Here is a 24,927-nt window from a genome sequence, read left to right as displayed (position 1 = left end):
TGTGCCCGCCAGCACTTTTCAAGATATTCCTTGCCATCCTCGGTCTGCTGGAGGTTATATATCACGGCGTCTCGAAGGAAAAGCCAGAATTCAAAGACTGTTAGACTTTCCATCCGGTCGAAATCATATCCGGTGAAATCCCGTACAATCTTTTCCTCAATCAGATTGACGGAAAAGTGCCCCTCGTCACCTTTATCATCTGGGCAAGAGGGGACAGTTAGTTTTTTGCTTTTTTCTGTGCTCCCAACCACTCAAAATACGCCGTGATGATACCAATCAGCTGGTCGAAGTCCAGGCCGTCCACATACTTGTCCGGCACTTTATACCCAGCTTTGTTTTTGCTGAGCATATCGCGCACAACATTCTGTAACTCGTCCATGGCCGCAAAATTGTCTGCGTTTACTTCATCTCCGGGTTTGGCAATGGCCGTTAGGCGACGCAGCAGCTTAATTTTCGGTGGTTCTACCTGCAATTTAAGTTCATGTTCCTCATCATTTTCATCTGTGCAGATCAGCCGCAGGTCAAAATAGCGCCGGTTCACACTCGAAACATCATACATAGTTCGTCCTCCTTATGCTTTCGCCGTTGCAACAACAATACCGGCCTTTACTGCCGCACCGGTGCCATCCACCTCGGCCACAGTTAGAATATCACCCGTGGTCGCTGTAATACTGCTGGTGCCGTCCCAAGCCGACCAGTTTGTCAGCACTTGTCCGACCGCGGGCGTAGCCGCGCCGCGACACACCGCGTAACTGTCACCGGACGATTTCACCGGGGTGACTGTCAGTGTAGTGGTGCCGCTGGTAGAACCGGCTGCCGAAGACACGGACAGACCGGATGCCTTGACGGTATCGCCCAAGACTTCCTCGTCGTAGACGATCAGTGTGCCTTCGCTGTCGCTCGGCTGCGCGGTCACCTCGAGGTCGAGATTGCCGGAATCGTCTAGCTTATAGGATAGTGTAAACCCGCCGGTGTTAGTGCCCACAATGGTAATACGCACATCGCCAAGTTCAGCATCTGGATGAACAAAGCGGAACAGGTACTTTTTATTGGATACATTCTGCAAACCACCAATCTTGATGGTGCGCCGCCCAGCAGATTCAGAAACGCGTCCGCTCATGGAAAACACGTCCATGTTGGACGAACTCCATGCAATCAGGCTGGCTTTTAGTGTGACTTCTTCTTCGGTCACAACTGTGCGCTGTATGATTCCATAGTCATCCTTGAATGTCTTTGTGGTCGGCTTATACTGCACGGTCGCACCTTTTTCAATACGTCCAAGCCGGTTTGCTTCGGTTTCAATCGTTGCATCATCGGGAATTGAGCCGGTGAATTCTGTTTCAAACAGATTGCCGCTCCCGATGGGGATTTCCAAAATTTTATCTGCCATTATATCCTCCTCAGTATCGATAGATCATAGCTTATCAAGTACATTTTTTGATCCGGTATCCATGTTTCGTCTTTGGTAAAAGGCCATGGACTCAGGATGGTTTCTATTTTGATTTCCGCTTCCGCGTTCTTGTTGGATGTATACAGTTCCACCCGTACGGAATCGCTTGATAGCATGTTCATGCCATCCGGGCCGCTGTGCTGCTCATGTGGAAACAACCACACCACGAATGGCGGGTCTGGCGGCGCATAGGTATCGCTGGTGGGAGGAAAATGATTGTAGGCTACCGGATAACCCGCCTGTGAAAGCAGTGTGTACCAATCGATGGTCATTCGCCTTTCACCGCCTTCTCAATTTCTTCTGGTAGACGCTTCTGCGCCCAATCCTCGCCGTACTGGATGTGTCGGAACGCCCGTGTGCGGCCACCGTTCCGGGTGGCATGCCCGTATTCCAACAGATGGGTCAACCGGTAATAGGGCGCGGCCACATACCAGGTCTTACGTTTGTTCCGCATATCCCGGTATGTTTCCTTTACTCGGAACGCCCGCCGGTAATGTTTCCAGTGAGACGGCGCGTGCTTCTCGATGACCTCTTTGGTCTCATCAGCCACCTTGTCCACCGCCGCCATGACCTTGTCCGTCACTTCGTCGGTGTAAGCATTCAGCTGCTCCATTAGCGCGGCGGCCAGATCATCTACCTGCACATGCATGGTGTTGCTCATCGTGCGCCTCCTGTTTGGAGCGTCAGCTCCACCGTGTCCTTTTCGGTCACATAGGAACGAAACACCTTGTACCGAATACCTGCGGCATCTTGAAAAAGCGTTTGCCCGGCCCAGTCCTCGGTGTGGACTTCCACCATTTTTTCCAACTGGACGCCCTGCGCCGACGCGGCGTAAAATTCGGATTGCCGCACGGACTTTTCGTTGTACCATACCGGCGTGGCTGTCTCAACAGCGGGCTGTTCCACGCCTTTGACCATTGGATGGGTGACGGTGATCAGCTTGCCTTCATCGGAAAAATACATCAGCCGGTCACCTCTGCTGTGCTGTCGGCATAGTAGCCGCTGGATTGCCGGAGTTCATTCACCCGGCTTTGGTACATGAGCATATAGCGGTCGGCATCTGGATTGCCCAGACCAAATTGCCATTTGCAGAAATCCCGCACCGCGCCGAAGATAAGCGCATCCGTTTCATCTTCCGCTTTGCTTTGCAGGATGCCCAGCCGTTCCATGTCCGCGCGTGCTTCATCCACCAGTGCGGAAACTTCTGCAGTCACGGCATCGGAGGTGTTACGCCTTAGAGACTGCACCAGTCGGTTTACATAGTCTGCTGAAACTGCCATACCATCACCACCAAAAGGGCGGCTTACCGCTTACGCGTGCACCCATAGAATTTTGTGTTACGATGCAGCCTCATCCATTTTGACAAACGCATCTGTCAATGCAATTCCGCAGTCGAAGATGGCAGACCCAAGATAGTGAATGCTACGGCTGTCAAACCCGGCAGCATCATTTGCTTCAACGGTCACGTCCTGTGCAAGGTTTCCAACCATTTGCTTGAAGTCTCCAAAGATCATCGTGCCATCGGGGGCTTTGTCCGAAATGAGGATGGGGAATCCAAGGATACGCTGCGCAATGGGGTTGGAGAAGTCCTGCACAAGAATCGGACGTTTCTGATCGTCCTTGATCTTGGCAAGCTGACCATACAGGAATTTGTTGTTGCACAGGAATTTTGCGTTTCCGCTGTAACGCGCCGGAAGCATAGAAATGAGATCAACTACATTGTCGTAAGTAGGCGAGCCGCCGTGCGTATATTCCACCAAATTGGTGCCCGCTGCCCACATGGTGGCGTTTGTAACGCCTTTTGGCTCGCTGGAACCGGTGCCGTTGATAGAGGCATCCTCAATCTTGACAGCAATGTCCTGCGAGAGCATATCTGTGATCCACCCTTCGAAAGCGGGAATAGCCATAGTCGAAATTGTCTTGCTGATTACAATCAGCTTGGTATAGTCATAACCGCCAAGTTGCACATATACCAATGTATCGGCTGCCGGAGTAATTGCTGTGTTCTCAGTGTGGTTTGCGGCGTTGTCTCGCGTGCCCTGGACAGCAAATTTGATGTTGCCAGCCACGCGAAGCAGCGTGATCTCGTTGAGTAACGGAGCAACTTTGACCATTTTTTGGAACAGGATATCTGAGGTCTGCGTAGGGATGACCGCCGTAGTGGAGCTGTCATAAGCGCGCTTTTCGGCATCTGTTAGCGGTTTGCACTGGAGCATTTTAAAAAATGCGCTGCGGTATTCCGGGGTGGAAAGCAATTCTTCTTTGGGCATGTTTCCAAAGTCGCGTTTTTCAACGGCGGGTACCGGCGGATTGATGGGATTCCCTGTGATGACACCGGTGTTGATACCGTCGGCAATCTGTCGGCGGCGTTCAAGGTCGGCTTGCTCCGTGGAAAGTCCGCGCGATTCAGTGTCCAGACCCTCGAGTTCTGTCTGGAGTTCATCCAAATTAACTTTTTTGGTTTCGTCTGTTAACAGGCTGCGAATTTCAGCTTTGCGTGATTCAATGGCGTTCAGTCTTTCAAAAATTTCCTTTAAACGTTTTTCGTGCATGTTGTTCCTCCTTGTTTACAGATAAGTGAATGCGATCAGGCGTTTGCGTCGCTCGGCGTCACTATCCAGTGACCGGGCGCGGGCGCTCTCCAGCGTCCTTTTGGCACTATCCAGTGCCGATGCGCCCCGTGCGGATATATCAGTGCCGGGATTGGCCGGCATCGAAACTGCAGATACTTCATAGACCTTCGCGATGGCAGTAATGGTGCGCTGCGGCATATCGCTGTCCAGCCCTGTCCATTCATCGTCCGCGATTGCAAAGATGTACGACATACCAGAGATGTCGCCGCGTCCTACGGCACTGTAAAGAGCGCGGGCATCGGCGTTGTTTTCAACGTCAAGCGTTGCACGGGTGGCAAGTCCTTGGTCATCCACCTGCAATTGCAGGGTGGAATTGGCATTGTTGTTCCGGCTGCGCGCCAGTGGGATGCGGCTGAGATCGTGATTGACGCTGAACAGCACGTCTGTAAAGTCCGTCTGGTCAAATGCGCCACGCGCGATGGTTTCCGTCCACATGCCGTACATGTCATAGGGCTGTCCGAACACGGCGGCATGGCCCTGCACGACGTCGCCTTCCGGGTCTGCGGTAATGTCTGGCAGAGCGAACGCGCGAATTTCGCGCTCTCCTTTGATTGGCTTATGTTTGGGCATTCTGGTCATCTCCTTCCTGCATAGGATTGTTCAAATCTTCCGGCTGTCCGGTGTCATCCTCTCCCACCTGGTACTTGTTGGCCTTTTTGGCGTCAATAAAATTCAGCGATACGATGCGTTTGTCACCATCATCTCCCGGAAGCGGTGCCATGTTGAATATTTCGCGCATCTCGTTGTAGGTGAACAGCCCGATTTGGAAGGCGTTCTGCACCAGCTGAATCTTCGTGGACGCGCTGGCGTATTCCAGACGGTTCGCTTCAAATATGATCTGGTTGCCAAACTGCTGTTCACGGTTTGAGAACAGCGCCGATGTGAACTGCAAGCTCATCTGGATAGCCACTGGTTCAATGGTGCTTTCATAAAAGGCATTCCACTGGTTTTCCGTGTAGGATGACGTGATGATTTCCGGCGCCACACCGAAGTACCGGCAGACCTTGTCCGATAGAAATTTCATTGTGATGGCGTTGACTTGCTGTGGCTGGCTGTTCAGTTCCTGATAATCCGTGGTGTTGTCCATCGCCGCGACGCCGCTCGCACCGTCGCTGATGGTCATATAGTCCGAAATGAAAGCCTGCTGTTTCTTTCTCAAATCTTCGGGCTTAAGCATGTTCTGACTTTTGAGAATGCCGCGCAGGGCGTTAGAAGACTTCACAGCGTTTGCTATTCCCTGGTTGGCTGTATTGATGGTGTCCAGCGTTTGCCCCAATGCCTGCATATTTTGTTCGCCGTATAAGTCGTTTCGGTAGAAAAACCGGCGCAGGTGGATGAGCTGGGTGTATTCTACGGTCACATTGTCGCCGCCGGTGAAAGAAAACTTCGCATAGACAATGCCTCCGCTCTCAATCAGCTGGATATTGGAAAACGGGATAGGATACAGCCCCTGCACATTCCCCATGCTGTCATACTGCACGTAAATGAACGCGTTGTTCTGCATGAATAGCTGGGTTGTGACTTTGTACAGGAACGTGTAGGTGTCCATATACGGGTTTGGCTGCATCTCCAGCAGATTCTGAATGTTGTCTGAAACGTTGGCAATCGCACCGGTCGCATCCTTGCGGATGTGCTTCGGGTGCAGCTTGGCGACGTTGCGGGCGATAGCATCCACTGCCGCGCGGACATCGTCGCTGTCATAGGCTTCCTGGCCGAACGCCGTGAATACCGGTGAGTATCCGTTGAGCATTCGCAATTGTGTAGCCATGCCCGGCGGCGCGGCGGGCTTGTTGCCAAAGATAATGCTAAACAGGGAACGTCGTTGCTTCTTTGCCACTTTTTCACCTCAAATCATGGCCGTGTAATCCTGCATCTTATCATTCAGCCCTACATAGGCATCCAGCAGACTGACCATGCCATCAATGCGGTTCCGGCTGGATACGCCTTTGATTGGGCGGATGTTGTCGTTTGTATCGTGTTGGGCGGATGTATTGCACAAACACCATAGCAAAATGGGATTGTGGTTGTAATTGACCAGCTTGTCCTTCAGGTCGGCTTCCAACATTTTCATGGGATGGCTGAATGTCATGGCTCCCTGTGCGCATGGAACCATTGTGAAGCCATTGGCTGTCATTTCCTGTACCCAGTAGCCTGCCAGTGCGCGGTCGTAATAAATCCACAGCGGCGTGATGCCGTATTTGCTCAACATCCGGTTGAACCAAGCCGTCACCATGGCGTAATCCACACGCCATCCGGGGCAGGCAGTCAGCAAGCCGCGCTTTGCCCAGATGTCGTAAGGAATTTTGTCTTCGCGCACGCGCTTGTCCAAGAGTTCCTGCGGCAAAAAGTACATTTGCAGAACGTATTTCACATCGCTTCCCGCTTTCATAATGAGCAATGTTGCACAGGTGAGGTCTGTGGTAGCGGACAGGTCGCACCCGCCAATGGCGTAGGTGTTGGACACGTCCTCCATGGTGAACGTGGCGGAATTGTCGATGTCCTGATAAGTCATCCACGCACCGGCCGCCGTCTCGCGAACATTGAAGTCCTTAGTTAGCACTGTAGGCAGATAGTTGGGGCGGCGTTTGGCGTCCTCTACCTGTTTGGCAAGATAGTCGTAACTCTTGATGGTGCCAAGACCGGGGTTTGCTTTTTCCCACATTTTAGGGTCTGTCCATTCAGAACGGTCGTCCAGTTCATAGATGAATGCCAGCTTGGTTTCATCCTCAAAGCCTTCCAGACCGTCCAGCCGCTTGCAGGAAAGGTCATAGAGTTCGTCATAGATACCGCCGCGCACAAAACCGGACGTGGTGATGATGTACATGAGGGGCTGTTCGCGGGTGCCCATGGACTGCACTGACACGTCGTAAATGTTGCGGTCCTTCATGGCGTGCACTTCATCAAGGATGCCGCAGGACATGTTCAAACCGTCGAGAGTGTTGGAATCGCTGGACAGCGGCTCGAAGGTACCGAAGTTGAACGGGCTGTACATGTCCGATTTTCGCTTGCGGATGAACCGCTGCAAGGCAGGCGACTGCCGCACCATATTGACCGCTTCGCCGAATACAATACGCGCCTGATCGCGCTTGGTTGCCACACAGCACACCTGCGGGCCGCCCTCACCATCCGCCAGCAGCATGTAATTCCCGATGCCGGAGGTCTCACAGGACTTGCCGTTTTTCCGGGCTTCTACTGAGAACACTTCGCGACACCGGCGCAACCCGGTATCCGCGTGAACAAACCCGAAAATGGCCTGAAATTTTGCTTTTTGGAACAATTGAAGCTCAATTTTCTGTCCAATCCAGCGCCCTTTCGACTGTCTACAGAATCGTTCAATGAATTCAATCGGGGCGTTTGCCTTATTATCGTCGAACACCCAAGGGCCTTTTGGATGATCCAATTCCTCCACCAGGGGGCGGTATTGCTGAATGATCCGGCGGGGGGCGATAATGTGCCCGGATTGGATTTCCTGCCAGTATTTCCGAATGCAATCCATCACCGCCTCGCCTTCTTCATCATGCCAAGCAGGGCTTTTTCTTCTTCACTGGCTCCGGCATCTGCTGCCGGCTTGTCGTCTGGCAGCAGATCAAACAGTTGCTTGAAAACCGCCGCATAGTTTTTAATCGTGCGGTTGAAAATGGCCATGGCAGGCCGTTCACGGGCGTATTCAATGCCTTCTGTCTGGCTGAACATTTCTGTCGCGCCGTTTTCATTGACGTCAGCTTCCAAATCTTCGAGGGAAACCTGCATGAAAGCAATCCGCTTGATCAGACCTTCGGCGGCGCGTATCTTTTCGTTCGGAAGCTTGCGCTTGCGCAGAATGGATTTGAGGGCTTTTTCCGATTTTTCAATGCGGCTGTCACGATCTGTGGATTCTTCCATGCTTTTCACCTCACTTCAAGATTTTTAGGGGGAGGGGTTATGCGCGCGACGGTTCGGGGTCTTCCCTTAACCCTTACCCGGTCCCCGGGCTGGGATGGCACATGGTCACCTGGGGGGGATAGGATCGCCGTTTGCGTCAAACTTCATTGTCTGATTTTTGCGATGCAGCTCTGCGTGACAGTCGGTGCACACAGCCATGAGGTTGTCCCATGACAGCGTGACGTTCGGATTGTTGATGTTCTTGGGTGACAGGTGTACCTTGTGGTGTGCTACCGTGGCAGGCGCGCCACACCGTTCACAGGTCCAATGCTTCGACCGCATGAACCCAAGTCGGCAACGTTCCCATGCACGGCTATGATAAAAGGATTCTGCAAAGGGTCTTGCCATGGTGTTGCCTTCTTTCACATATTCCTCCGCGTCCCTGCAATGATAGCAAGGAGTCTGCGGTCTATGGTATCTGTCCCGGTGCGCACTCCCACGGCAAACGCTGCATGGCTCTGTGTGAATCCACTTGATTACCGTGGTGGTCACCCCCAAAGCATAAAATAAAGTGCCCATCACTGGACGCTGAATAATCGCGCGGGCCGTCCGCAGACTGACCCGCCAAGCCTGTAGTAACAGGTCTGTTAAACCCGGCAGTTATATCGCACTGCCGAAACGTCGCAGGCTACCCGACGGTAAGAGGCCCCTGCTTGAATGTTCCTTTTTTTGTTTAACTCCGGCTGGCACACCGAAGGTGTAAACCGGCTCCATCTCTACCGCCTAAAAACATAAAAAGTTTTGTGAGCATTGCCTCCCCGCCGGTCAGCCCACACTACCGCCCTTATTGCGGCTCCCCACATGGTTTCGGATGCTGGATTTGAACCAGCGCCTCCAGCTGCCTGCATCGGCAAGCCAGCGCACTCCCAATTATTCCAATCCGACATATGCCACCGTCTTTGGTGGCATCCCGTGCAGGCGGTTTATATCTCGCACTTATGCACGGTATGGTCGCACCGGCCATCACTGAACCGCCCACACGCGACCTGCCGTGAAGGGCGACCGATGCATGGAGCAATCAGACGGTTCGTGCGCCGTCAGATTGCAAAAAAGTGCCCGACCAGTTGGCCGGGGTGAAAGTGGAGAATCTGATAAAAGGCGTGTGGATTCCCGTGTGTCGAAAACCACTATACTTAGTTTACCCCTTGACAGTGTCCTCTGATTACCTCAAATCAAATTTCTTTTCTTTGAAAGTAAAAAGAAAAACTTGTGCACTTTCTGATAAAAATAGTTATACCCGCATGGAATATCTTTTAAAGTTTTGAGAAAATGGTAAGGTACTCCCTCGGTGACAGACAGAATTATCCATTGATAAAGCGAAGGGTCCGTCTCTATTGCCGCCTGTTTAATCATTTCACAATCGTGTGACAACACTGCCGCCAACTCTGCCGCCCTTGCCGTAGGTTCGCCCGGGCTTGTCCCGTGCGGCATCCCGTCGTAATTCATAGCCCGAAGCGGATTATGTAGATCGGCAATCCTACGTTTCTTTTCGGGATATTGCAGGCAAAAGTATTTCAGTTCCCGGTAAGCGTATTTCGATATAGCGTATTCATCCAGCTTCAAGTCACGTTCATTCGGCATTCACTTCACCTCAACCCCGTATTTTTTCAATTCATCGCGAATGCGTTCCCTGGCAATCTTAAACCCGTCGATCGGATCGTCTTTATGCCATTGGTTACATTCGTCCACAAGTTCGTTGCATCGGTCATTAAACCGTTCCAACCGTTTTTCCCCGGCCCCGAATACTTCATGCGCCGCCAGAAGATCGATGTCGCGCTGATCGGCTTGCCCCGCTTGGTATTCTTCTTCCAGAAATTCACGAATTTTATGCCTGATCTGCATTTCAGTCATAAACACTTTTGGCGTGTGTGCTTTCACTCGTCTCACCCCCTTTTCCACCTTGCGCCTGCTGTTTTCTAACTTGCATTTTGGAATGACCGCAATATGCACATTCAATTTGCATGGGGTTCCTCCCTGCCAATAATTCGCTGGATATAGGTAATCGCTTTTTTCAGATCCTCCACGCCGTTCTTGTCCTTCCAGCGCCAGAGGTATTTAATTGCGTTGCCGGTATCAAAAGCATCTGCGCCTATCAGGTTATCGGTGGCGGCATCAATCGCTTGAAAGCATTTAACGCCGTTTTTCAGGTAGTAGTCGGGGTGGGAGGTGCTTGCGGTTTCTTCTGAGGCGGATAGCCCCGGATGGAGTATCCAACAATCTGCGATTCCCCGGCTTTCATTATGTGGAATAAATCTCCGAGAGCAACTGTTGCAGGGAGCATCCGAGTTGAACCGATGACTATATTTACAATTTGCACACGTCTTTTCCATTATTTTTCCTCCTGCGCTTGGCGGATAAGCTCGTCTGGTTTAACGCCATATATAAGCGTACACGCATGTTCCAGTGCCCGGCGCAGAGCGGCATTTTCCGCATCCTTTGCGGCAAGCTTATCCATCAAGCGGCGCGCCACGGTGCAAGGCCTTTTCTGCGCTTTTAGCATGGCGTTCTCATTTTCCAGTTCCTCCACGCGATCACAAAGGGAGGAAATTTGTTTTGACACCCGTCTTAGAATTTCTGCTGTGTCCGGCGGAATATATACATTTCCGCTTCTTTCTCCGTCGGCGGCGTGCGTCCCAGCAACCGCAATAATATCTTCTATCGTTTCCGCCGCGGCTTTGATTTCAGAGAGATTCAGCATGATTGTTCTTCTCACTTTCCGTTTTGATTTTTGAAATTTGCTTTTCAATGCCGTCCAGACGTTCGCATGCCGCGATGATTCCGACAGATATCATGATATGTGTAAAATTCAAATGGCAGTTACCGTTCGTGGAGAGGAACATAAACGCGACATATACCAGATAAAAAATAGCAACAATCATCATTCCGTGCCCTCCACAGGCGCGTGTCTATACAGCAATCCAGCTTCACGCAGATTATCCATGATTTCTGCATCTGTTTTATTCAAAGAAACCCGAAACAGGGCTTCTCTCAGCGGCATATGGTTTGCTCTTTCAAGCGGCATAGTATCTTTTCCATATTCCCTTTCGCGCCATTTTTCGTAGTCTTCTATCGGCATGAAAGGCGTTATAAAAGCGTCCACAATGCTTGAAAAGCAGGCATATTCGTCATCTGCTTTGACATTATAACGTGGCATTATTCATCCTCCGCAGGCGCGCTGAGCCAGTCAAGCAATATGTCTTTACAAATTTGTTCCGGATCAAGCGGTAATTTGCAACCAATAGGGCAGTAATCACAATCCATGTGCTGGCCTAAAAACTCCGCCGCACTCTCCAGCGTTGCGAAATGGTGTTGGAAGTTGGTGGCCGTGGGTTCTTCTGCCGCCTTATCATTGATTTTGGCGCATTCGCAGTCATTCCCGTAATAGATTCCGTCACAGTGACCCACGTCGCATTTTCGGCGCACGCTATCTTGGCAACGATATTTATTCATCGTGTTTCCTCCTTCGGCGGTTCGGGTAGTGGCATCCAGTGTGTAACATTCCATTGACCCGATCTGTATAATTCAAGCATTTTTCCTACGGTCACGGTTTCTATACAAGAATGCAATTTTGGCTCCGTTGGCTCCGATTTTCGACCATCCCAGCAGACCAAAATCATCCCGAAATAATCTCCGTCTGTTGCATTTGGAAGTCTTTCGCTCATCGGAATCCACCGTTGACGCTCTTTCAACTCCGCAATCTCTGCGGGTGTGAGACCGGTGTCCTCATAATCCGCCAATCGGTGCATTGCAATTGTTTCGGCTACCCCGGGTGCGTCTATGGTGTCATTTACCAGCTCAACACCATTGTCTCCATATCTTTGCGTCAACCGTTCCATGGTTCCTCCTTGCTCACTCTCTCCATCCAGTACACCCACATCCATCTTGCGTCTGCGCCGTAGGTGTCAAACCAAAACCGTTTGAATTTATCCAGAGCAGAATCCATTTCATCGGCTTCAAACCCATCCTCTCGTGCAAACTGCTCGTCCACATCGTTCAGATTCATGGCCCCAACGTCGATCACCCGATAAAACAACCTTGCGGCTTCACGTGGCATGAAATACAGAGGCTGCCAGCCATTCTTATCCGCAAATTTCCCAAACTTGTCAAAACGTTCTGCATCGTCAAATTCAAAGTATTTTGAACTTCCATCTGCCTTAAATTCGACGCTATAGCCAAAGTTACCATCCATGTTGTTATAGCCAATACATTTCCATGTCTCTCTCGCATACATGTAGTCACCGGGTTGGTATTTGGACTTGCAAGGCACATAGTTTCTTAGCGTGTGCCGCGTAATCCCATTGCCCAAATTAACCGGCGGCACTTCTGGGGATGCTTCGCGCAAAATGCCTCGGTACATTTCTAACATGCTATCGGTATATTTGCGCTTCACAGGTCTCGCCGTATGTACCTTTCTCCTATTCAGCAATGCTCGAACCATGTCTTGTGAGAATAGCTCGCCTTTTAATGCCATCTTTATTTCTCCTATTCACGTCCACAATTACTTGTGCCGCGCTATTTTTTAACACGTTAAATTACACTGCTTAGCGTTTTTAGCGCAGTACGGTGGACTGTGGGCGGCGTATGCGGCGTTTACGCTTCGGCGGGGATTTTTTATGTCTATTTCAGCTTTGCCGCCACAATCTGTGGTCTGCACCACACACGTTGAAATTTCCGCCATTCTGCACCTACTTGCCCGTGCTTATCCCGGTACAGCATTGCATATGGCATAAACCCCGCCTGGATTGTTTCGGTCAGCCGCTTCTCGGCGTGCTCGAATGTATCACCAGGATATCCGATCAGCACATAGCAGCACATCGTATGTGTCGAAAATTTAAACCCAGCATCCTGCAACATCCGTCCTGCATCAACCAGCGGTTCCAAATCGTCCGGCGTGTCATAGGCAAAATACATGCGTTTTGTTCGTGCCTCTCGTAATAGGTCACAATGCCACGGTTTCAAAATTTTTGCTTCCAATCCGCCCGTAAACTCCGGGTGTTTCGGTTGCTGTTTCAACATGTCAAATACGGCGCGGATATGCTGATCGGAACAAGCTAACAGGTTATCGTCCAGTACGTTCCACCCGTTTGTGATCGGCAATTCCCGTAAATGGTAACCCTCGCGTTTTGGTACGTTACAGAACCAGCACCGGTTTGGACATCCTCTGGACGTGATTACATATCCGCGTTTAAGATACATTCCCGGCACAAAGCCACCGCCCGGCTCGTTGAATGCAGGGCCTCCCATTTTCACCGGTACGCCGACCTGCTCCCACTGGTAGGCAAGCTCCTCGGCCCGCCGCATGTCGTATGTAAACGCGACGCTGATATGTACCTCGTCGACTTCAGGAAGCGTGAGAATTGGCGGCGGCCCGAAAAAAGCAAGATCATCATTCGGGGATGCAGCGGTGCGGCGCGGGAAAACGCGGGCAATTTTCACAGTTACCCCTCCTCAATTTCCACTACGACGCGAGGATTCTGCTTGTCCACATGCCACACATGGCTGATACTTGTCACATATCGTTGGCTGTCATCCCGTATCACTCCGGCCACCACAAGTCCGTCCATGATGTATTTTGCGGCCGCTGCTATGTTGTCCGGATCACGTCTTGCGTCCGGCTCGCGCCAGTCAATTTTGACACTCGCACGGCGCAATTGTGGAATATGCATTCGCTTGCATTCCCACGCTATTTCCTGTGTCCATCTGACCTTTTCACGGGCGTACGGTTGGTACTTCCCGCGTCCAGACTTTGCCAGCTTTATCATGTCGTTTAGGTCAGGCATTTTTCCAGATATCACAATTGCAAAATGGCGGTTGCAATTTTGCATTGCCTGCGCTGCCGTTGGGTCGTGGTAGTGCTCAGCGTTACGGCTGTCGGTCATCCCGCACCTCCAATCACACTTTGCAAAATTGGCTTGCCGCAAAACACCGCGGATGCAATCTGCGCTTCGGCTTCCTCCTCGCACAGCTCCCACAGATACGCATTGCTCGAAACAATGCTGTGCGAATCGCCAAATCTGCGCAGGATATTTCGTCGTTTGGCGCGTGCTCTGGAAACAATTGCATCCGGCCAAATTGAAAAGTCATATGTCATTGCTTGCCCCTCTCGTTGCCGTCTGTGCGGCTCTGTGCTGTGCTTTTGTGTTTAACCACTAAATTACACTATTTTTACGTTTTATCGCGTCAGCGTGGCGCGTGCTTCGTGTCAGCGCCTTTCACGGCGATAATCTGTAGCCTTATTCAGCACTGGCAGAAAAACTTCCCGATCGTTTAACCGGCTCATAAGGCGCGCTCCTAAAACATCCTCGGACAACAGGCGTGGGCTATTTGGCTCCCAGTTGCTCGTGACGATAGTGGGCGTTACATTTTCAATGCGGCTGTTGATAAGCTCATACAGTGTGTTCCTCGTCCATTCAGATGGCTTTTCACTGCCAAGGTCGTCAAGGATCAGCAGATTTGCATGACGTGCGGCGTACAAGTAATCTTCGGCGTTCCCGTGTCCGTCATATGCGCCCTTGAGTGCTCCGAGCAGGCTTGGGACGTTCCAGCACACTACACGTACTTCTTTCTCAATCAATGCATTTGCAATGGCGTGAATCAGTCGCGTTTTTCCGCTTCCGGTCGTGCCATACAGATACATCCCAATTCCGCGGTGTCGCAAGCTGACGCGAAAATTTTCGGCATAATTGGTGCAGGCGGTATATGCACGTTCTGCTCCATCCCGTATCATCCAGCCCTCAAAGGTTGCCTGCCGTTGTCTTGGGGTAAGCCCGCTTTCTGAATAGATTTGCGATACACGGCTACGGTGATCAATTGCATCACGTTCTTTCTGCCGCCGGTCAAGTTCGCACTGGCACATGACTCTCACACGTTTCTCTACACCAAGAAGTCGGCATATGCCGATCTGGATGGGTCGCCCACATTTTGGACAACATTCCCCGGTTTCGATCAGTTCTGCGACGTTCTCGCCCATTCTGGTAAGTCCTCCTCTTGATCGCTATAGCTGTTCGGGTCGCTAAAGTCTGGAGTTGCATTTCCTTGAGATGCAACGGGCTTGCTGTCATATTTTCCTTCAAGGATTTTTGCCATGTTTCCGTCTTTGATCATCCAGTCGAAGTCGGCAGACCAGTTTCGGCTATTTGCGCCTTTGAGAAACGCGCTTGCTTCTGACTTTTCAAAAAGCGTTCGGAACGTGTCAAGGCTTTTCCCGTACTGCACCCATCTGGCGTGTATGGCTTGCTTGCGGTTTGCTGAAAGTGTTTTGATGCGTGGAAAAGATGGGCAAAGAGAGAGATAAAGGCTTTGAATTTCAGAGTACGGAGTGGGTTCCGCTTCCGGCGGCTTGTCCGCCGTGGTTTCCCCCACGCCCCTATCCTCACCTGTACTACCCTTACCTAACTCTAACCTAACCTTACCTAACCTAACCTGGGTATCCATTTTGGATACATGTTGTATACATTCTGTATCCATGCTGTATACAGGCAGACTGTATTCCCCGCTTTCTTCGACTTGCAACGATGACTTTTCACCCGTATATTTCGTTTCGTGGTACCGGTCTTTCTGGATGTAATTGTGAATTTTCCAATGCTTTATAACCACGATTCCGCTTTCAAAAGGGATAATAAACTTTCGGTCAACAAGCATTTGAGCATCCGCGCTATGGCACCCAACCGTGCGCATAACAGCGTTTGGTTTGTTTACAAACCCATCATCGTCCGCTCTCATTGCAAGATGAAAATATAGAAGTTGAGCAGATTGCGACATTTCCAAAAAAGCGTCGCTATCAATTATTGTTTTGGCAAACATTCTTCTTTCTGCCGTGCTAATCACCTTCTTTTTTTGCGGTCTTTCAAAAGTTTCAAGGCTGCATCGTGAGCTTTTAAAATCGAATCTTGCAGCGTATACGTCCAGTATCCAGAAACAAGCACACGTAGTTTCTCAAGCTCTGTTTCAGTTCGCTGTAAATGTTTTTCATCAGTTGGGAAAAATAAATAAATTCCCCGTTCATTTTGTTTTAGTTCCATAATTTAAAAAGGTAAATCATCATCGCTACCGATTTCCACAAAGTCTTCATCATTTCCGGTTTGCGCGTCTGGATTGTGTTGGCTTGAATTTGATTCATTTTTTGATTTCGGCTCTGCAAAATGAACATTGCTTGCTACAATTTCAAAGGCTTTTCGTTTGTTACCGTCCCGGTCGGTATATTTGCGTGTCTGGATGGAACCTTCCACCGCAACTAATTGGCCTTTGTGAAAATACTTGGCAGCAAATTCAGCTGTGCCCCGCCAGCAGACGATTGAAATAAAATCAGCCTGCCGATCTTCGCCTTGTCGCTGATAGCTGCGGTCTACAGCCAATGTAAAGGATGTGACCGCAATATCATTGTTTGTATGCCGCAGTTCTGGGTCAGCGGTAAGTCTACCATTAAGCGCACAAATGTTCAGCATGTTTGTTTTTCTCCTTCGCATGATACTTTGCGTGTTCTGATTCACTGGGAAAAAGCATTAGATTTTCGATACGGTTGTCTTTTCTGTCGTGGTTGATATGATGAACAACTTCCTCACTCTTTAGCTCCCTGCACAAATGTTTTTCCATTACAAAACGATGCTCCATTATATAGCCATCGCGTGTTGAATTCGGATGTTCAGGAAAAAACAAACTAATATATCCGTCGGAACGAACTTTTTTGTGACCTATTCCGTGAATTTTCCTTGATTCCGATATTTTTTTACAAGATTCATCAGACATAATTTTCCCCAAATTGGCGTTTCTCAGCTTCTCCCTTGCGGCTTCACTTTGCGGTCTGCAAAGACAATTTCCGCATTTTCTTGGCTTAATTGAAAGCTTTTTAAACCACAAAAATACCGATGCAGGAGTAACGCCAAAAAGATTTCCAATTTCGGAATAACTCAAACGTGACCCAAAATAGAAGCTTTCTAATGTTTCTTTGCTTGGCATACACATTTTCTTTTTAGCCATCTGTATCCCCCTATAAATAGTTCCGGCCGAATTCTTTTATGAAGTCCATTTCTGGATGTTCCTCCATAAACTTTTTCTGGAATTCTGCCTTTAATTTTAAATCGTTTTGGTGGTTAAAATGAACTCCATTCGGCGGTTCATTGTGGCAGAAATGGCACAAATAAACGACCATCCCATACTTTTCGGATTTTTTACGAAACGGGCCATAAAAAACATGGTGGCGTTCAACCCAGTCTGTACGACCGCATATATGGCATTTTTTCATGCTCCCCACTCGCTTTTCATCACGTCGAGCTTGTCCGGCGGAAGCGTCTCTATGTCCATTTCTTTGCATTCTGACACAATTCCATCAATGAGACGCGCCATTTCTTTTGAATCATATGTGGAACTTCCAAAATAACATTGAAGCTGTATCCCAGTTTGCCCGTTTATAGTAACTTCTCCAAGTTCTTTTACCGACCTCCACTCCTGCTTCACTTTTTCAACAACAGACGGTTTTACAATAATGTGCGTAAAAACACCGTATCGAGAAAGCATTTCGAGATAAACTTCCCACTTGTCGCAATGAAGAACAGTTGCAATTTTATCCATCAAAACCCAAGCATATGCATTTGCGTCAATCGATCGCTTATTCCGGTGCTCTTTAATCGTTGCGCAATACAGCTTGTCCTTAATTTCATCCACAATTTTGCACGCCAAATGTGGAAATTTTGCGCGAAGCATGATCCACGTTTCTTCCCTGTCTGACATGACTTTGACTTTATCAAACAGTAAGCCGGTCATTGTGGAAGCTCCGAAAAGTCCTCAATCATTTTGATAATGCTGCTCGCCCTATCCTCTGGGACATCTTTTGTAGACTTATATCCGGTAATTGGGAAAAGCATTTCTGGAGCTTTCTCTTTCCCGAATTTTTTTATAAGCGCATTTGCTACGCGGTGTGCCCCGTTTTGTGGGGATTCGGAATGCTGATTACCGTGAGAACGTTCTGAAGCTGTTTCCTCTGGCGTTTCAGAATCAGGGTCTTTCATTTCATCGGTCGGTATGCAAAGCGCCTGGAAACAAGCATATTTAAAAGCTACGCTCATGGCCTTGTTACTTGCTTTGTCCCCGCTGTCCATCCCTTCTCCGATTACGATTGCAGACACGTTGCTGCCATCATCTGCATAAAACGTGTACTTCATTTTAAGCACAGAATAAATCAGGTGGTTCCCTTTTGATGTAGTCCTTTCTTCGCGTTTTTGATCCACTACTTCCGGCAAAATAAAGATGTGGTTTTTGATAAGCACAGGCTGCAATGCGTTCATCACGGCATCTATTCCGCGATATTTGAAGTTTTGCTGGTTGTTTCTATCGTTTTTTGATATTACGCCGATTTCAGACATTGCCGAAGAAATAGCGCTATATATTAATTTTGGTTCGCACATCTGGATTTAATTCCTCCTTGCTTTCAAACACTAACGGGCATTGATTTCCACGGCCAGTAAACGGATATATCAAATATTCTCCAGTGATTAGGCATTCCCACCGCTTCAAGCTGTCCCTGCTCCGGCAGTATTGGCAGTATTGGCAAAACGTCATGTTCTCCGGGAAATGTACCGTAATGTTTGCGGTTGCGTCGGTGTAATATGTAACGCAGCTTTTAGAATTTAAGCTCATTCAATTCACCCACTTGCCTTTTGCTGGGAGTTTCTTTTTCCAACTCGCAGTTCAGACTAAAAATGATGCCTGCATAAACCTTTGCTTCTTCGACATTCTGCACATCCGAAAGTCCATGTGCATTCAGCTTCATCGCACTCACGATTGCGCTCTGCTTTTCGGTCATAGTATCCATATTCCTCATACTCCCTTCGCGTTTCCTCACGGTAAAACCCATAGTCCGATAGTGGATTTGGCACTATATCACCTCACGGTATTTCTACATCGCACGTCTTACACTCGACATGCAGATGCCTGTTAAATTTTGACCGTCTCGCAGCCGCTTGCGTCCCGCATACTGGACAGATAAAATACGCACTTCCGGGTTCTGGTAAAGCTTTTTCAGCAGCAGCGAGTAGTGCGAGATCGCCAGATGTTGGGTCGCCAGACGATCTTTTTTCAAGGCACATCAGTAATCTTCCTCGTACACGCAGGTGTCCACATCGTCCGGGTCGGTCATGTCGATTTCCACTGGTGTGTTGTTGTAGTAGCAGGAAAGTATCAGTGCCTCAAACTTGCTTAACCTTCGGATGCCGATTTTTCCGTTCTGATTTTCCCCATTAATGTCCAGATGCGCAATGTTGGATGGCTTTCCGCGCTTGTATAGCATCCCAAAGCTGGCCGTGATTCTATCCCAGTTGTCGTTTCCATTCCACATCAGTTTAAGATTAAAAGAATAGTAATCAATACTATAGGTCTGCCGCTCGTTTTTGATTTCAACCTCAAATTCTGGATGATCCCGGCGCATGTCCTCATCTTGGTCTTTGCATTCCTCTGCAAAAGCGGCGATGATCTCAGACACCTTAATGGATTTCCGCTTTTTCAGCAGCATGTTTTCCATGGCCGCTTGCGCGCGTTTCCGTAGTTCCTCCCCCTGCACCGATTCCACAATGCTTTTTGCCGCCTGCGCGACAAATTCCATGTACCCATCCAGTCCAATATCGGTAACGATTTCTGGCAACTTTTCTTCCAAACGGTCTTCGATGGATTGCCTCAGCTTGTAGCCATCTAGCACCCCGTCCACTGCCGAAAACACGGCCTTGCGAAAAACGTCCTTGACATGCTTTTCAACTTCTCCGGTCTGCTCCATTTCTGCCAGCGTATCGCTAAGGATTTCTGATATGTTAAGTTCCATTTGACACACTCCGTTTCCCGTGATACAATCACGATGTATATGTTTCCTTACCTCCTGTCCGACTTGCACTCGGGCAGGCTTTTTTCTATGCGTTCGATAACTGCTCCTGCCGCGCACAGCGGCGCTAAAATGACGATCAGTGCTATAAGGCAGGCGGCGATTTCTACCATTTCCCGCGCCTCGCCGGTTCCACGTCCAGCGGCCAAAACTTGCACGGTCTGCCGCTCACGTCCACGTCGATCATTCCGTCCGGCTCAATTTCAGTGATAAATCCCATTCCTGCAGCCGTCTGGACAAGCTGTTGCATGCTCTTTGCGGTGTGCAGCCGGCGAATATGCTCCGCGCAATCCGGGCAGATATATCCGACATGTGCGGTACGATTTGATACCTCCCACGCACGATGACATGATGTACATACGGCACGAAGCACCGTTTTAGCCGATACCATAAAATTTCCTCCTCATGTCTCTCCGCTTCGGCACAATCCCGTACCCAAGCGATTCTTTTTGTTCCGCGATGCGGCGCGCCTCGTGCCATTCTCGCATCGCGCGGTATGTATCGCACTTGCTTTGGCATCCAACGCAGCGGTTTGGGCAGGGGCGCGGGCATGACGGGGGGCGGGCGGTCATATTTCATCCTCCAAATCGTCCACCATGCGGCAGATAAATTCGGAATTGGTCATGCTGATGTCGGTACAGTCTTGCAAAGCGTGGCGGATAGCCCGTTCTACACGGGACTGTGTGGCGCCATCGAACTGTTTCGCAATGGTGTTATATAGCTTGCAGGTGTGGCGCTTAGCGTCTTTACTATTCAGGCAGATTTCGGCGGCAGTCAGCAGGTAATCATACCCAAGAACTGCACGTCTGACGCGCTTCCCGTCAAGATATTCACGTATGCGTTTACGCATTGTGAGCGTAGGCTTTTCAATTTCCGGCACAGTTGCAAATTCAAACATATATGTAATTCCTTTCACGCGCTTGCGCGCTGGCTGGCGGGCTATATGTATCCTTTTCCCCGCATTTTTTCACGAAACGACATGCTGGATGCTTTAGCCGGCCGTTTTGCTTCGCGTTTCCTAATAATTGGTATGACTGTGCTATCACAGCTTAGCGAATCCTGCCTCTCGGCTATCCGATTCAGATCAGCTTCGGTAAATCTCCACTGGCCTCCAACCTTTCTCCCTGTGATCTCCCCACGCGCCAGCCGCTCACGCAATGTATTTGTAGATATTTTTAGGGCTTCGCATGCCTCGCGGAAAGTGTAAAATCGGGGGAGCATGGCAATTACTTCCTTTCTCATGCTCGTTTAAGTTTCTTTGCGTGATCCGCTTTCCATTTGTCACACGCCGCGATCAAAAGCTCATGTCCTTCTTCGTTGTAATGAAACTCTGGCACCTGTTTCACGCGTCCGGGTACTTGATTCAATATGGCCTGTCCATACTGTTTTTCTTTCAGCCCGGCAGCCACAGCAATTTTTCCAACGGTGCTTGCGCACAAGCCGGTTTCTTTGGCAACGTCCGTGGCCGTCCACGACTTGACAAATTCGGGCTGCATGGCGATTTTTTGACCGGTGATCTGTTCGATTGCTTTTAGCCCGAAGACCTGTGCAGCAAGGTCGGAATATTTGGCCTTGTCCAATGTTGACATGATTGCTTTGTAGGCACGGGTTTTGGCGTTAAGGCTCATTGCTTCCGCTCTCTGCTTTGCTGCTTCGGCTTTGATCGCGTCCAGCGCGGCAGGCGTTTCTTTGACCGCCTTGCGCATTTGAAAGTATCCATCCACCAGCAAGTCGTATTTTTCCCACGCCAGATCATCTTCGAGAATTTTTAAGAGTTTGGCATATCCGCGTTCGGAGAGAATGTAGATGTTGGAACTATTTGCAACTGCCTGTTTGCTGAATCCAAGGGATTCGAAAGTGGGTCCATCAAATTGACCGAGTTTTAAATCAATCACGTCCACGCCATCACGGAAGCGTTTACGGTTCATATTGATTGCCTGGTTAATGTGTTTGAGTTCCTTGCCATGAATCCTTGCAATGTCACGGGCTGACATCGACGGTGCGCTCTCACCAAATCCCCCTTCTATGTGGTGGAATTTCATGTCTGCCACGATGGCAAGGCCGGATACGGTTAAATCGTTCATATGCGTTCCTTTCAAGCGATTTTGATATTGGGGACAATCGGTACTGTCGGCGGGAAATACACGGGGATGTCTTCATACTGAATGCCAAGCAGATTGCAGATTTTATAGACTTCGTTCATCGACCACGGCTTTTTACAAGTAATGCGTGCGGATATGTACCCCTGCGACTTCCCAAGCCGCTCGCAAAGATACTTTTGGTCGATATCTTTTTCAATCATGAGAGCGCGAAGTTTGCGTGGCATTTAGACTCCTCCTTTCTTATGCAGAATCACGGTTTGTCCATTTTGTGGACAAACGGGCAAAAAAATAGTGAACGAATCTCTCTGGGGTTTCGATTCCCAAAAGCGCAGATATTTTCGCCATATCGTCAGCGGACAGCGCGGTCACACCATTAAGTATACGAGACGCTTTGTTCCTCGACCATCCAATTGCTTTTGCAAATTCGGAAATGCTATGATATTTCGACAAGACAAGCCCGCGAATATTAACACCTTCATTCATATGTGCCCCTCCTTTCTGAATGATTGTCCATTTTGTGGACACCCATATAATAGCATAATTATTCCACATAGTTAACCACAAAATGGACAATTTGAAGAAATTTTATTTAAACCGTTGATTTTGTGGACGATATGCGCGATAATATATTTAACAAAAACGAGGTGTTATTATATGAAGATTATATCATCATTTAGTGAACGGCTAGAAGAAGCACTTGCGGAATCTGGCGTATCTGCTACCGAATTGGCACAAAGCATTGGTCTGTCGAAGCAAGCGGTCAGTGCATACACGACAGGAGTTAGAAAGCCAAAGCAACCAGTAATAGAAGCAATTTGCAAAGTTTTAAATATAAGTCCGGCATGGATACTTGGATACGATGTTGACAAGCATCTTCCCAAAAACGTTACACCGATTCGAAAGACAAAACGCGCGCCCCTTATTGGACAAATTGCGTGTGGCACACCGATTTTGGCGGAGCAAAATATTGAAGATTATATTCCATATCCAGATTTTATAGATGTAGATTTCTGCTTAACTTGCAAAGGCGACAGCATGATAAATGCAGGGATTTACGACGGGGATATCGTGTTTATAAAATCTCAACCAGACGTAGATGACGGGGAAATTGCCGCGGTTCAAATATCCGAGTTTGACGAATGCGATGCGACATTAAAACGAGTTTATCATGGGCACAATAAAATAACGCTTGTTGCAGAGAACCCGAAATACAATAACATGGTATATATGAACAACGACGACTCGGTAAGAGTGAAAATTATTGGAAAGGCAGCCTGGTGTTTGAGTCGCGTGAGATAACAAAAAACCCCCGACCAAGCGGTCGGGGATTGATTATAAAAGGGGTGATTCTATGCGCAGGGTGAACACGGCGGTATGGATGGAAAAACAAAAACGTTGGCAGATAAACGTGCAAAAGGACGGGATTCGCAAGTCGTTTTATTCATCAACTCCGGGCAGAAACGGGCAGAGAGAATGCAACAAAAAGGCGGATGATTGGTTAGACGGCGGAGTTATAAACGACAAGACACGGGTCAAAGAGCTGTTTGATACTTGGGTTGAGGATGTGTTGAAAAAAACGACTGGGAAGTCCAGCTGGAAACAGTACGAAAGCTACGGAAGAAACTGGATTTGCCCACGTATAGGTCATATCAAGATCGGCGCGGTGAACGAGGGACATTTGCAATCTATTATAGACGCTGCATTTGCGGCAGGGCTGTCTAAAAAGACATTGTCTAATATAAAAGCCTGCATGATGGCGTTTATAAAGTACGCGCGTATCAATAAAGGCACTTTGCTGTTGCCTGAGGTTCTACGCGTTCCAGCCGGAGCAAGGGAGGGATTGCGAACGATATTGCAGCCAGCTGACTTGCAAAAGCTGTTTACTGCCGACACGCGCGTCCTGCGCGGAAAGGTAGTGTATGAATTGTACGTCAACGCATTCCGGTTTGAAGTCGTAACGGGTCTGCGACCTGGTGAAGTGATCGGAATGGATTGGGCGGACATCAACGACAACCGAGCTAATGTAAAACGTAGCATTAACCGGATTGGGGAGGAAACGCAAGGTAAAAATGAAAATGCTTTGCGTGGATTTACGTTGACGCCTCTTGCACAGTGGATACTGCATATGCAAAAGGTTAAGTTAATGGCTCTTGGTATCCGTTCCAACGCTGTTTTCCCACGTGAGGACGGAGAGCGTATCCGGCAAGATACTTACTATAAACGCTGGGTGGCATACCGCAATCGGGCGGGTATCGCTCATGCGTCGCCCTATGAGTTACGCCACACATTTGTCTCTATTGTCAAGCAACTGCCGGAAGGGCTACTCAAACCGCTCGTAGGACACAGCAAAGATATGGACACATATGGCGTGTATTCTCATGAGGTGCAGGGAGATACAGATGCTACATCCGCGATGGTGCAAGAGCTTTTTGCAAAGGCTCTTGGAAAGAGTGTGTTAAAAAGTGTGTTATAGCTAAAAGCAAAATCCCCATAGGCGTGATACCTATGGGGATTGTTTTTGGAGCGGGTGATGGGAATCGAACCCACGCGGCCAGCTTGGGAAGCTGGAATTCTACCATTGAATCACACCCGCAAAGCATACATACCGAAAGTGTATTTGAGTATAGCATATCTTTTTCAAAAACGCAAGCGCCCCTTTATGAAATTTTACAATGCCAAAATGTAATGGATGCTTGACATTTTTCTGTAATATTGCTATGCTAGATGTCATGGATCGCTAACATCTCAGGAGGAACTTTCGTGGAAAACAGACTCCGTACTCTGCGCCGGACGCGCGGCATGACGCAACAGCAGCTTGCGGATACGGCGGAGGTCTCCCGCCAAACGGTCATTGCCATCGAAGCAGGGCGGTTCAACCCATCGGTACTGTTGGCTTTTCGCCTTGCAAAAGCGTTAGGCGTGACAATTGAGGATATTTTCATATTTGAGGGGTAGGGA

42 protein-coding genes and 1 tRNA gene are annotated in these 24,927 nt (G+C 49.1%); 3 read left to right on the top strand and 40 right to left on the bottom strand.

The annotated features are described in order from the left end of the window. Window positions 1-217 precede the first annotated feature (217 nt). From ABF463_RS03190 to ABF463_RS03000, 39 genes are all read right to left on the bottom strand, one after another. On the bottom strand, window positions 218-559 hold the full coding sequence (locus ABF463_RS03190) for a hypothetical protein (protein WP_415532101.1): 342 nt from the start codon (window positions 557-559) through the stop codon (window positions 218-220). A 12-nt stretch (window positions 560-571) separates the two neighbouring features. Then, window positions 572-1,390, bottom strand: coding sequence for a hypothetical protein (locus ABF463_RS03185; protein WP_415532100.1), 819 nt, complete (start codon window positions 1,388-1,390; stop codon window positions 572-574). After that, window positions 1,390-1,722: a hypothetical protein gene (locus ABF463_RS03180; protein ID WP_415532099.1), complete on the bottom strand. Its 333-nt coding sequence runs from the start codon at window positions 1,720-1,722 to the stop codon at window positions 1,390-1,392. The genes ABF463_RS03185 and ABF463_RS03180 overlap by 1 nt, the downstream gene beginning before the upstream one ends. Beyond that, a complete protein-coding gene (locus ABF463_RS03175) occupies window positions 1,719-2,111 on the bottom strand; it encodes an HK97 gp10 family phage protein (RefSeq protein ID WP_415532098.1) in 393 nt (130 codons plus the stop codon). Before ABF463_RS03175 ends, ABF463_RS03180 begins: the two co-directional genes overlap by 4 nt. Beyond that, the gene (locus ABF463_RS03170) at window positions 2,108-2,413 is read right to left on the bottom strand and encodes a hypothetical protein (protein WP_415532097.1); all 306 of its coding nucleotides are present in this window, start codon (window positions 2,411-2,413) and stop codon (window positions 2,108-2,110) included. The genes ABF463_RS03175 and ABF463_RS03170 overlap by 4 nt, the downstream gene beginning before the upstream one ends. After that, a complete protein-coding gene (locus ABF463_RS03165; RefSeq protein WP_415532096.1) occupies window positions 2,413-2,730 on the bottom strand; it encodes a hypothetical protein in 318 nt (105 codons plus the stop codon). Before ABF463_RS03165 ends, ABF463_RS03170 begins: the two co-directional genes overlap by 1 nt. 57 nt (window positions 2,731-2,787) lie before the next feature. Beyond that, window positions 2,788-4,002, bottom strand: coding sequence for a phage major capsid protein (locus ABF463_RS03160; protein WP_415532095.1), 1,215 nt, complete (start codon window positions 4,000-4,002; stop codon window positions 2,788-2,790). A 15-nt stretch (window positions 4,003-4,017) separates the two neighbouring features. After that, window positions 4,018-4,653, bottom strand: coding sequence for an HK97 family phage prohead protease (locus tag ABF463_RS03155; protein WP_415532094.1), 636 nt, complete (start codon window positions 4,651-4,653; stop codon window positions 4,018-4,020). Continuing rightward, window positions 4,640-5,920, bottom strand: a complete 1,281-nt coding sequence (locus ABF463_RS03150; protein ID WP_415532093.1) for a phage portal protein — start codon at window positions 5,918-5,920, stop codon at window positions 4,640-4,642. The genes ABF463_RS03155 and ABF463_RS03150 overlap by 14 nt, the downstream gene beginning before the upstream one ends. Before the next feature lie 9 nt (window positions 5,921-5,929). Beyond that, window positions 5,930-7,579, bottom strand: a complete 1,650-nt coding sequence (locus ABF463_RS03145; RefSeq protein ID WP_415532092.1) for a terminase large subunit — start codon at window positions 7,577-7,579, stop codon at window positions 5,930-5,932. Beyond that, window positions 7,579-7,965 carry a hypothetical protein gene (locus ABF463_RS03140; protein WP_415532091.1) on the bottom strand — a complete coding sequence of 129 codons (387 nt, stop codon included), beginning with the start codon at window positions 7,963-7,965 and terminating at the stop codon, window positions 7,579-7,581. The genes ABF463_RS03145 and ABF463_RS03140 overlap by 1 nt, the downstream gene beginning before the upstream one ends. 105 nt (window positions 7,966-8,070) lie before the next feature. Further along, window positions 8,071-8,352 (bottom strand): HNH endonuclease, encoded by a 282-nt coding sequence (locus tag ABF463_RS03135; protein WP_415532090.1) that lies wholly within the window; start codon window positions 8,350-8,352, stop codon window positions 8,071-8,073. Between the two features lie 819 nt (window positions 8,353-9,171). Beyond that, window positions 9,172-9,585 (bottom strand): hypothetical protein, encoded by a 414-nt coding sequence (locus tag ABF463_RS03130; protein WP_415532089.1) that lies wholly within the window; start codon window positions 9,583-9,585, stop codon window positions 9,172-9,174. Then, on the bottom strand, window positions 9,586-9,891 hold the full coding sequence (locus ABF463_RS03125) for a hypothetical protein (RefSeq protein ID WP_415532088.1): 306 nt from the start codon (window positions 9,889-9,891) through the stop codon (window positions 9,586-9,588). A 65-nt stretch (window positions 9,892-9,956) separates the two neighbouring features. Further along, a complete protein-coding gene (locus ABF463_RS03120) occupies window positions 9,957-10,334 on the bottom strand; it encodes a DUF3310 domain-containing protein (RefSeq protein ID WP_415532087.1) in 378 nt (125 codons plus the stop codon). Beyond that, on the bottom strand, window positions 10,334-10,702 hold the full coding sequence (locus ABF463_RS03115; RefSeq protein ID WP_415532086.1) for a hypothetical protein: 369 nt from the start codon (window positions 10,700-10,702) through the stop codon (window positions 10,334-10,336). Before ABF463_RS03115 ends, ABF463_RS03120 begins: the two co-directional genes overlap by 1 nt. After that, window positions 10,686-10,886 carry a hypothetical protein gene (locus ABF463_RS03110; protein WP_415532085.1) on the bottom strand — a complete coding sequence of 67 codons (201 nt, stop codon included), beginning with the start codon at window positions 10,884-10,886 and terminating at the stop codon, window positions 10,686-10,688. Before ABF463_RS03110 ends, ABF463_RS03115 begins: the two co-directional genes overlap by 17 nt. Further along, window positions 10,883-11,158 carry a hypothetical protein gene (locus tag ABF463_RS03105; RefSeq protein WP_415532084.1) on the bottom strand — a complete coding sequence of 92 codons (276 nt, stop codon included), beginning with the start codon at window positions 11,156-11,158 and terminating at the stop codon, window positions 10,883-10,885. Before ABF463_RS03105 ends, ABF463_RS03110 begins: the two co-directional genes overlap by 4 nt. Further along, window positions 11,158-11,454 carry a hypothetical protein gene (locus ABF463_RS03100; protein ID WP_415532083.1) on the bottom strand — a complete coding sequence of 99 codons (297 nt, stop codon included), beginning with the start codon at window positions 11,452-11,454 and terminating at the stop codon, window positions 11,158-11,160. Before ABF463_RS03100 ends, ABF463_RS03105 begins: the two co-directional genes overlap by 1 nt. Next, complete coding sequence (locus ABF463_RS03095) at window positions 11,451-11,840, bottom strand: DUF551 domain-containing protein (protein WP_415532082.1); 390 nt, start codon at window positions 11,838-11,840, stop codon at window positions 11,451-11,453. The genes ABF463_RS03100 and ABF463_RS03095 overlap by 4 nt, the downstream gene beginning before the upstream one ends. Continuing rightward, window positions 11,828-12,475, bottom strand: a complete 648-nt coding sequence (locus ABF463_RS03090) for a hypothetical protein (protein ID WP_415532081.1) — start codon at window positions 12,473-12,475, stop codon at window positions 11,828-11,830. Before ABF463_RS03090 ends, ABF463_RS03095 begins: the two co-directional genes overlap by 13 nt. Before the next feature lie 146 nt (window positions 12,476-12,621). Next, window positions 12,622-13,440 carry a hypothetical protein gene (locus ABF463_RS03085; protein WP_415532080.1) on the bottom strand — a complete coding sequence of 273 codons (819 nt, stop codon included), beginning with the start codon at window positions 13,438-13,440 and terminating at the stop codon, window positions 12,622-12,624. A 2-nt stretch (window positions 13,441-13,442) separates the two neighbouring features. Continuing rightward, entirely contained in the window at window positions 13,443-13,883 is a 441-nt protein-coding gene (locus tag ABF463_RS03080; protein WP_415532078.1) for a RusA family crossover junction endodeoxyribonuclease, read from the bottom strand. Next, window positions 13,880-14,095 carry a hypothetical protein gene (locus tag ABF463_RS03075; protein ID WP_415532077.1) on the bottom strand — a complete coding sequence of 72 codons (216 nt, stop codon included), beginning with the start codon at window positions 14,093-14,095 and terminating at the stop codon, window positions 13,880-13,882. The genes ABF463_RS03080 and ABF463_RS03075 overlap by 4 nt, the downstream gene beginning before the upstream one ends. A 111-nt stretch (window positions 14,096-14,206) precedes the next feature. Continuing rightward, on the bottom strand, window positions 14,207-14,974 hold the full coding sequence (locus ABF463_RS03070) for an ATP-binding protein (protein ID WP_415532076.1): 768 nt from the start codon (window positions 14,972-14,974) through the stop codon (window positions 14,207-14,209). After that, window positions 14,950-15,807 (bottom strand): hypothetical protein, encoded by an 858-nt coding sequence (locus ABF463_RS03065; RefSeq protein WP_415532075.1) that lies wholly within the window; start codon window positions 15,805-15,807, stop codon window positions 14,950-14,952. The genes ABF463_RS03070 and ABF463_RS03065 overlap by 25 nt, the downstream gene beginning before the upstream one ends. Window positions 15,808-16,028: 221 nt before the next feature. Further along, window positions 16,029-16,448, bottom strand: coding sequence for a single-stranded DNA-binding protein (locus ABF463_RS03060; RefSeq protein WP_415532074.1), 420 nt, complete (start codon window positions 16,446-16,448; stop codon window positions 16,029-16,031). Beyond that, window positions 16,426-16,980 carry an HNH endonuclease gene (locus tag ABF463_RS03055; RefSeq protein WP_415532073.1) on the bottom strand — a complete coding sequence of 185 codons (555 nt, stop codon included), beginning with the start codon at window positions 16,978-16,980 and terminating at the stop codon, window positions 16,426-16,428. Before ABF463_RS03055 ends, ABF463_RS03060 begins: the two co-directional genes overlap by 23 nt. Window positions 16,981-17,241: 261 nt before the next feature. Further along, window positions 17,242-17,763 carry a hypothetical protein gene (locus ABF463_RS03050; RefSeq protein WP_415532072.1) on the bottom strand — a complete coding sequence of 174 codons (522 nt, stop codon included), beginning with the start codon at window positions 17,761-17,763 and terminating at the stop codon, window positions 17,242-17,244. Continuing rightward, the gene (locus tag ABF463_RS03045; RefSeq protein WP_415532071.1) at window positions 17,760-18,404 is read right to left on the bottom strand and encodes an ERF family protein; all 645 of its coding nucleotides are present in this window, start codon (window positions 18,402-18,404) and stop codon (window positions 17,760-17,762) included. Before ABF463_RS03045 ends, ABF463_RS03050 begins: the two co-directional genes overlap by 4 nt. A gap of 215 nt (window positions 18,405-18,619) precedes the next feature. Beyond that, complete coding sequence (locus tag ABF463_RS03040) at window positions 18,620-18,811, bottom strand: hypothetical protein (protein WP_415532070.1); 192 nt, start codon at window positions 18,809-18,811, stop codon at window positions 18,620-18,622. Between the two features lie 84 nt (window positions 18,812-18,895). After that, a complete protein-coding gene (locus ABF463_RS03035; RefSeq protein WP_415532069.1) occupies window positions 18,896-19,078 on the bottom strand; it encodes a hypothetical protein in 183 nt (60 codons plus the stop codon). 6 nt (window positions 19,079-19,084) lie between these two features. Continuing rightward, window positions 19,085-19,810, bottom strand: a complete 726-nt coding sequence (locus tag ABF463_RS03030; protein ID WP_415532068.1) for a hypothetical protein — start codon at window positions 19,808-19,810, stop codon at window positions 19,085-19,087. A 163-nt stretch (window positions 19,811-19,973) separates the two neighbouring features. Then, on the bottom strand, window positions 19,974-20,258 hold the full coding sequence (locus ABF463_RS03025) for a hypothetical protein (RefSeq protein ID WP_415532067.1): 285 nt from the start codon (window positions 20,256-20,258) through the stop codon (window positions 19,974-19,976). A gap of 177 nt (window positions 20,259-20,435) precedes the next feature. Then, the gene (locus tag ABF463_RS03020) at window positions 20,436-20,765 is read right to left on the bottom strand and encodes a sporulation initiation factor Spo0A C-terminal domain-containing protein (protein ID WP_415532066.1); all 330 of its coding nucleotides are present in this window, start codon (window positions 20,763-20,765) and stop codon (window positions 20,436-20,438) included. Between the two features lie 41 nt (window positions 20,766-20,806). Next, on the bottom strand, window positions 20,807-21,088 hold the full coding sequence (locus tag ABF463_RS03015) for a helix-turn-helix domain-containing protein (protein WP_415532108.1): 282 nt from the start codon (window positions 21,086-21,088) through the stop codon (window positions 20,807-20,809). 17 nt (window positions 21,089-21,105) lie between these two features. Beyond that, on the bottom strand, window positions 21,106-21,951 hold the full coding sequence (locus ABF463_RS03010; protein ID WP_415532065.1) for an ORF6N domain-containing protein: 846 nt from the start codon (window positions 21,949-21,951) through the stop codon (window positions 21,106-21,108). Window positions 21,952-21,962: 11 nt separating this feature from the next. Then, window positions 21,963-22,193: a helix-turn-helix domain-containing protein gene (locus tag ABF463_RS03005; RefSeq protein ID WP_415532064.1), complete on the bottom strand. Its 231-nt coding sequence runs from the start codon at window positions 22,191-22,193 to the stop codon at window positions 21,963-21,965. A gap of 16 nt (window positions 22,194-22,209) precedes the next feature. Then, window positions 22,210-22,452: a helix-turn-helix transcriptional regulator gene (locus ABF463_RS03000; protein WP_415532063.1), complete on the bottom strand. Its 243-nt coding sequence runs from the start codon at window positions 22,450-22,452 to the stop codon at window positions 22,210-22,212. A 171-nt stretch (window positions 22,453-22,623) separates the two neighbouring features. On the opposite strand from ABF463_RS03000, the gene ABF463_RS02995 reads away from it, so the two are divergent. Both ABF463_RS02995 and ABF463_RS02990 read left to right on the top strand, forming a co-directional pair. Next, window positions 22,624-23,268 (top strand): LexA family protein, encoded by a 645-nt coding sequence (locus ABF463_RS02995; RefSeq protein ID WP_415532062.1) that lies wholly within the window; start codon window positions 22,624-22,626, stop codon window positions 23,266-23,268. A gap of 52 nt (window positions 23,269-23,320) precedes the next feature. Continuing rightward, complete coding sequence (locus ABF463_RS02990) at window positions 23,321-24,442, top strand: tyrosine-type recombinase/integrase (RefSeq protein ID WP_415532061.1); 1,122 nt, start codon at window positions 23,321-23,323, stop codon at window positions 24,440-24,442. 46 nt (window positions 24,443-24,488) lie between these two features. Here ABF463_RS02990 and ABF463_RS02985 read toward each other — a convergent pair. Next, window positions 24,489-24,562: transfer RNA gene (locus ABF463_RS02985), tRNA-Gly, on the bottom strand. A gap of 167 nt (window positions 24,563-24,729) precedes the next feature. Here ABF463_RS02985 and ABF463_RS02980 point away from each other — a divergent pair. Next, entirely contained in the window at window positions 24,730-24,924 is a 195-nt protein-coding gene (locus ABF463_RS02980; protein WP_415532060.1) for a helix-turn-helix transcriptional regulator, read from the top strand. Window positions 24,925-24,927 lie beyond the last annotated feature (3 nt).

The organism is Ethanoligenens sp. (genome assembly GCF_047718355.1).
GTDB lineage: Bacteria > Bacillota > Clostridia > Oscillospirales > Ethanoligenentaceae > Ethanoligenens.
Note: the sequence above shows the minus strand (reverse complement) of the source record. Positions and strands in the feature narration are given on the sequence as shown.